This is a genomic window from Microcystis sp. LEGE 08355, from assembly GCF_015207185.1.
GTDB lineage: Bacteria > Cyanobacteriota > Cyanobacteriia > Cyanobacteriales > Microcystaceae > Microcystis > Microcystis panniformis.
On the sequence record NZ_JADEXI010000242.1, the window covers coordinates 1 to 6,687 of the forward strand.

At 42.9% G+C, this 6,687-nt stretch carries 7 protein-coding genes and 1 pseudogene; 5 read left to right on the forward strand and 3 right to left on the reverse strand.

What is annotated here, in order from left to right:
• Positions 1-67 precede the first annotated feature (67 nt).
• The gene (gene ruvA, locus IQ242_RS13250; RefSeq protein ID WP_193960289.1) at positions 68-697 is read right to left on the reverse strand and encodes a Holliday junction branch migration protein RuvA; all 630 of its coding nucleotides are present in this window, start codon (positions 695-697) and stop codon (positions 68-70) included.
• A gap of 63 nt (positions 698-760) precedes the next feature.
• Between ruvA and IQ242_RS13255 the strand changes: the two genes are divergently transcribed.
• Positions 761-1,990, forward strand: coding sequence for a site-2 protease family protein (locus IQ242_RS13255; protein ID WP_193960290.1), 1,230 nt, complete (start codon positions 761-763; stop codon positions 1,988-1,990).
• A gap of 237 nt (positions 1,991-2,227) precedes the next feature.
• On the opposite strand, the gene IQ242_RS13260 is transcribed toward IQ242_RS13255, so the two are convergent.
• On the reverse strand, positions 2,228-3,376 hold the full coding sequence (locus IQ242_RS13260) for a substrate-binding domain-containing protein (RefSeq protein WP_193960291.1): 1,149 nt from the start codon (positions 3,374-3,376) through the stop codon (positions 2,228-2,230).
• Positions 3,377-3,596: 220 nt separating this feature from the next.
• Between IQ242_RS13260 and IQ242_RS13265 the strand changes: the two genes are divergently transcribed.
• Together IQ242_RS13265 and IQ242_RS13270 are read left to right on the forward strand one after the other, a co-directional pair.
• Complete coding sequence (locus IQ242_RS13265) at positions 3,597-4,622, forward strand: cyanophycinase (protein WP_193960292.1); 1,026 nt, start codon at positions 3,597-3,599, stop codon at positions 4,620-4,622.
• Between the two features lie 77 nt (positions 4,623-4,699).
• Positions 4,700-5,302: a chromophore lyase CpcT/CpeT gene (locus tag IQ242_RS13270; RefSeq protein ID WP_193960293.1), complete on the forward strand. Its 603-nt coding sequence runs from the start codon at positions 4,700-4,702 to the stop codon at positions 5,300-5,302.
• An 11-nt stretch (positions 5,303-5,313) separates the two neighbouring features.
• Here the strand turns inward: IQ242_RS13270 and IQ242_RS13275 are convergent, their stop codons facing one another.
• Entirely contained in the window at positions 5,314-5,487 is a 174-nt protein-coding gene (locus IQ242_RS13275) for a hypothetical protein (protein WP_002791720.1), read from the reverse strand.
• 153 nt (positions 5,488-5,640) lie between these two features.
• On the opposite strand from IQ242_RS13275, the gene IQ242_RS13280 reads away from it, so the two are divergent.
• Positions 5,641-6,009: a hypothetical protein gene (locus IQ242_RS13280; RefSeq protein ID WP_193960294.1), complete on the forward strand. Its 369-nt coding sequence runs from the start codon at positions 5,641-5,643 to the stop codon at positions 6,007-6,009.
• 43 nt (positions 6,010-6,052) lie between these two features.
• Positions 6,053-6,687, forward strand: a pseudogene (locus IQ242_RS13285) (sodium:solute symporter); the annotation flags it as partial.

Below are 6,687 nucleotides of genomic sequence, written 5' to 3' on the forward strand. Positions count from 1 at the left end.
CCCCTAAATCCCTATCACCCCATCACCCTATCTATCGACTCCTATCTCCTGACTCCTGACGACTGATTTAACCTAGCCAATTAATGGCTCCTTTAATCCAGTCTTCTGGCTGAGTATTTTTACTAAATAAAGCATCTTGACTGAGGACTGCGATAGCTCGATCGATCTCCTCTTGGCTGTATCCTAAAGCTAAAAGGGTCATCTGCACATCTTCGAGGATTTCCGCTGCCGGTAGTATTGCCGTGGTTGTCGTCGTCGCTTCTTTTAGCTGTCGCCATGCTGCCAATTTAGTTTTTAACTCTAAAGCGATTCTTTCTGCTGTTTTTAAGCCAACTCCGGGGGTTTTGCTCAAAATTTTGGTATTTCCTGTCACTATCGCCACCAAAAGTTCCTCAATCCCCAAGGTATCGATTAAAGCTAGGGCTAATTGCGCCCCAACCCCATTGACGGAAAGCAGTTGACGAAACAGATCTCGCTCTGGGGCGGTGCCGAAACCGTACAATAAAGGCTGCTCCTCGCGAAGGAGTAGGTGAGTAAAAATCTGACGACTATCATTGTTATCTTTGTCGATGTCTAGGGCTAATCGCGAGGGAATTTGGATTTCGTAACCGATCTGGTTTACGTCTAAAATCAAGATCAGTCGGTTATTGGGGGTTTTGATCACCTCGATCGCTTGTCCCCGTAAATAATTAATCATTGATTTAATTCTCCTACGAAAATAACCGAACAACAGTGATGACGGTTTTTACTCCCTGAAGGAATGCAGGGGAGATTTTCATTTTTGTTACAATTGTTAACAGAAGTGAATGGCGTAATTGATAACCTAATTTTCTTGGCGTTAGTCCCCCATAATTGGAGAAGATACAAAATGAATGGCAACATTAGAGTCGGGAATCTCTTTGGAATTCCCTTTTATATTAATCCTTCTTGGTTCTTTGTTCTGGGGTTAATTACCTTAACCTATGGGCGAGATTTAAGTCAGTTTCCCCAGTTGACGGGAATTATGCCCTGGCTCTTGGGATTTTTTGCCGCTATTCTCCTATTTGCTTCCGTGGTTGCCCATGAATTAGGTCATAGTTTTGTTGCCATCGCCCAAGGTATTGAAGTCAAATCAATTACCCTCTTTTTATTCGGTGGTTTGGCAACTCTCGGCAGAGAATCGAAGACTCCTCTAGAAGCTTTTCTAGTAGCAATTGCTGGCCCTTTAGTTAGTTTACTGCTCTTTGGTATCTTCCGAATTATTGGTCTTAATATTAGTTTAAATGCGCCCATGGCGGCGATTCTTTCTCTGCTGGCCTATATCAACCTCGCCCTGGGTTTATTTAACCTGATCCCCGGTTTACCTTTAGATGGTGGTAATATCCTTAAAGCCATCGTTTGGCAAGTAACGGGCAATCCCAATAAAGGGGTTTTATTCGCCAGTCGTTTCGGTCAATTTTTTGGTTGGTTAGCGATTGTCATCGGTGCGCTATCAATTCTCGGAATCAGTCAATTTGGCAGTGCTTGGACGCTATTAATTGGCATTTTCCTCCTACAAAATGCTGGCTTTTCCGCTCAATCAGCTAAGGTTCAAGATTTCCTAAGTCGCTACAGTGCTAAAGATGTTATCTCTCCTAATAGTCCTGTAGTTCCGATTAATTTAACCCTGCGCGAGTTTGCTAATAATTATGTTATCGGTAAACAACAATGGTCTAAATTCCTAGTTACCGATAGCGAAGGTAAACTATTAGGGGTGATTAATGTAGAGGAGCTAAAAACGATTCCCACTTCCCAATGGACCCAGGTAAATATCGGCCGGTTATTACAAACTAGCGAAAGTCTCAAACTGGTTTTGTCTAATACTTCCCTCCTAGATGTGGTGAAAATTTTGGAAGGAGAAAATTTATCTCAAGTGACAGTGGTAGAAGAAAACGGCACGGTTTTGGGGTTAATTGAGAAAGCTTCTATCCTTACTTTTCTCGCCCAAGAAACCCAAAGTCAAACCGCTTAATCAGTTATCAGTTATCAGTGAGCAGTGAGCAGTTATCAGTTATCAGTTATCAGTTATCAGTTATCAGTTAGAATCAGTTAGGTAAATGTATTTTTTACCTCAATATTCTCGCAGAATTCTGTCTATTGTCTCCTGATACCAAATCCAGTTATTAAAGACTGATTATTTATTCCTCCTGTTGCCTGTTGCCTGTTGCCTGTCCTCATAAGTAGCCTGTACTCAACGAAGTTAGTATGACTATACTGACTGTCGCATTGCTTGCCACAACTGCTCGTATTCTTGCTCGGTTGCTGGCGATAAAGGGTTTAAAAAATCGCTTTTTTTGATCGCTTCTGGATTAACAAGTAAAGGATTATTTCTAATATCTGGGGAAATTTGGTCGGGATTTTCAGTGAGAATTAGGGGGGATAATCCAGAGGTAAATAAAGAAATTTTAGTGGCGGATTCTGGTTGCCAACAAAAATCAATCCATTGCTGGACAAGAGAATTAGGAGTAGTTAAAACCGGTTTTACCCACACATCTGACCAGAGAGAAGTACCAGATTTGGGGACAACAACTTTAATTTTATTATAGCGATTGCTCACTGGTAAAATATCATTAGACCAACCCACAGATAGCCAGACATCACCGAGTATCAGGGGTTGTAAATAATATTGAGAACTATAAAATTTTACCTGTTTTTGTAAAGCGAATAGCTGGTCTTTTAGTCCCATTACTTGTTTTAAATCACTAGAATTATAAGAATAACCCAATTTTTTTAGGGTTAAACCGATGACTTCCCGACGATTATCAATTAGGGCAATTTTACCGGTTAATTCCGGTCGCCATAGATCGGACCAATCCTGTGGCCGCCAGTCAAATTGAGCGAATTTTTCCTCATTATAGGCAATTACTGTCATTCCCCAACGGTAGGGCGCAGCCCAGACTTTCCCCTCTGTTTGGGGTTGTCCTTGGGCATTGCGAGTCATGTTTTCTTGCCAACGGAGGGGCAGTTTTGACCAATTAGAGAGTTGAGAAGTATCTAGGGGTTGAATTAAACCGTTGCTAATCGCTTTTCCTAGCCAAGCATCTCCTAGGGTGACTAAATTACCGATCGCTGGGTTTTGTTCCGTAAAAGGGATAGGAATCGGAAATTGTGAGGCTGGTTGCTCCTGATTTTTTAACCATTTTTCCAACAATTTTAATAGCTCTTTCAGCTGCCTTTCCGACTGAAAATTGACTTTTTTTTCGGCAATAGTTTTCTGAAAATCTGTTAGCAATCGCAGCGGAATTGAACCAGACAGGAGAAAAATGCTCGGCTCGCCGCTTCTGGAAGCGCAGCCATTTAACCCCCCCGCTAGGGCGATTGTACCTAATCCTTGCAAAAAAGAACGTCTATTTAACATATCGCCCGCCGATTCCCAACTTCAACAGTAATAATTGCCAGTTTCTAGCCTTGAATTATTATAGGACGATTTTTAACAAAATGTAAACTAGGGAGTTTTGCCGCTACCGATTTCAGCCATAGAGAGGCTTTGTTGTTAACTTTTATGGTAGAAAACTCTGATTTTGTCCTGGTTAAAGCTAGGATAGAAGGAGTAAGCTAAGGGGAGAGGGTATAAGACTATGCCAAACAATCATGATCGAGATTTCCATTATTCTTGTCGTTGTGGAAAAGCCAATTTTCAGTCTGTAAAACATCGATCGGGTATTTTATTAATCGGGGGAGCGGAAGGAGGTAAGTTAGGAGAAGATCAAGCGACCACATGGTTATTAAATCGAGCTAAAGGCGGCAATTACTTAGTGTTGCGCTTTGGCGATCTTGGTGGTCAAGCCGATTGGATTTGCGACAATTATCCCTCCCTGATCGGCTCGGCGGCGGAACTATCAATTGATAGTCGTGAAGGGGCGAATAATCCTGATGTTATCGAATATATTCGTAATGCCGATATCCTTTTTTTTGCCGGTGGTGATCAAAATCAGTACGAGGATTTGTGGGAAAGCACAAAGGTGGAAACAGCGATCAATTATCTGATCAACGACAAAAAAGTTCCCGTGGCGGGAACCAGCGCAGGAATGGCTATTCTGGGGGATTTTTACTATGCGCCTACTCACGAAGGAGTACTGAGTTCAGAAATATTAAATAATCCCTTTCACTTCAACACCAAAGACTTCTATCGGAGTGATTTTATTCGGGTTCCTTTTCTCAAAAAAGTGGTGACAGATACCCATTTGGATCGACTCAATCAAGATCATCCCGAAACAAGATATGGTCGCCTTTTTGGTTTTTTAGCCCGCAATGTACACGATAATCACAATCAACTACCTGCCTACGCTATCGGTTTAGAAGAAGGTGCTTTTCTGGCGATCGATGAGCATGGTATGGCCAAAGTCTATGGCAACGGCACCGATAAAGGACAAGATGCCTATTTTCTGCAAACTAACGGGACTCTACCCGAACAGATGGAGCCGGATCGGCCTTTAATCTGGAATAATAACGGTCAAGCGGTGAAAGTCTATCGCATCGCAGGAACTCCCTCCGGCAGCGGTAAATTTGACCTCAAGGATTGGTCTAGTGCTACTGGCGGTCGCTGGGAATATTGGTACACTAAAGGAGGAATAGCTGGGTTTAAGCGGGTTTTGGTAGCTTGAAGGTCATTTTTGTCAAAAAAGTGATTTCTATGGGTTTTAGGATTAATTTTGAGGCAATAAGGAGAGTTTTTTGAGCTATGACCCCTGAATTAATCACTTTTGGTCGGTATCTCGCGGGTGAATTTGAAAATCAACGGCAAGCGCAAGCAGAACCGGTGTGGTACGTTCACCTGCGTTTATGGTTGCGTCCGCTGCCTTTATTTCGAGAAGACAGCATCGCTCTTTTTGCCGAACAGGCCAGTATCATCAATTTAGACCAACCCTACCGACCGCGACTGTGGCGATTAACGCGCTCGGAATCGGGAGGGTTAGAGGTTAGGCACTATATGTTTAATGACCTGAAATCCGTGCAAGGTGCGGGCAAAAATCCCGATATTTTGCGAAAAATTAGCTTAGAAGACCTAACTTTTCTGCATACCTGCACTTTAGCGGTTCAAGTCCATACTCTCGCTGATCATCAATACCAGTTTATCGCCCAACCGCAACCGGAACAGCGCTGTCAATTCACCTATGAGGGTACAACCTATCAGGTGGCTTTAGGTTTCGAGGTGACGAGTCATAGCCTAAAAACCTACGATAAAGGTCTAGATCCCGGCACTGGTAAGGGAATTTGGGGCGCCCTGCTCGGTCCCTATCAATACGAGAAAAAACGGGATTTTTCGGCAGAATTGGAGGTGTGAGGAAGATTGCATCACATTAGGTCAAAATGACGGCAGATAACACCGCAAAGAGCCGCTAAAGCGGTAATTCCTAAAGCTGTACCGATGTCTTGTCCTTGATTGACAGCAAAAGAAGTGACGATTCCCGCACCTAAACCGGCTGTGATTGCCGCTCCGAGAAAATCTTTGTCTGAGTTTTTATACATAGAGATAAGGCCAAATTTCGACAAAATCGTGCTTTTTACCTTATCATCCTCTTTTGAGCAACTAATCACCCGGGGGCGGAATTGCAATCAAGCTTTAGATTTAGCCACGTTTCTTAACATTAAGTTGGGTAGGATAGATAGGGGGTAAAATCGATGAAAATAGCTAAAATCTCTTTTTCTGGCTTTTTAACGCTGATTATCTCCCTTTTGCTAATACTGAGTTTTGTTAATGCCAGCAAAGCACAATCGGATACGGCGGTAAGATCGGATTTAATTAGTCTCCGCAATCGAGTCGAGCGCCTTGAAAGTCAAGTCCGAGGAATAACCATCCGCGGGGAAAATGCCGCTCCGATTCCCCAACGGCGATCGGGAACGGGTATAGTAAATGGGGAAGTAGTCGGGGAAACTGACCCACTGTTCCAGCGTTTAGCCACTTTAGTAATTGAATTAAAGGAAGATTTAAAAAAGCTGGAGCAACGGGTGCAAATCTTAGAAAAAGAAACCGTTAGCCAGAAATCGTAGTCAATTGATGCTATAACGATCGAAAGTTAAATTGATTTCAACTATGCAGTTAATTGATTATGTAATTGTGCTGCTTTATCTAGCAGGAACCCTAATAATCGGGATTATCGCCGAGAAAAAAGCTTCTCAAGGTCTAGAATCCTACTTTTTAGGTAATCGCAATTTGCCTTGGTGGATGTTAGGGGTGTCGGGAATGGCAGCTAACACCGATTTAGCGGGAACTATGGTCATTTCTGCCCTGATTTACGCCGTCGGCCCCAAAGGATTATTTATCGAAATCCGCGGCGGTGTTGTCCTAATTATGGCCTTTCTCATGGCTTTTATGGGCAAATGGAATCGTCGCGCCCAAGTTATGACCATGGCGGAATGGATGCAGTTTCGCTTCGGACCGGGAAAACAGGGGAATTTTGCCCGAATTATTAGCGCCGTCGCCACTCTCTTATTCTCTATCGGTGCGATGAGTTATTTCTCCGTTGCGGGGGGGAAATTTTTAGGGCAGTTTCTGGGTATGGATGATCGTCTTGCTTCGGTGATATTAATTCTTCTAACCTTAATTTATACGGTGGCCAGTGGTTTTTATGGTGGGGTAATTACCGATTTATTTCAAGGATTTCTGATTTTTGTGGCGGTAATTTATGTATCGGCAGTGGCCTTTTTTACCGTTAATCTTCCCGATAG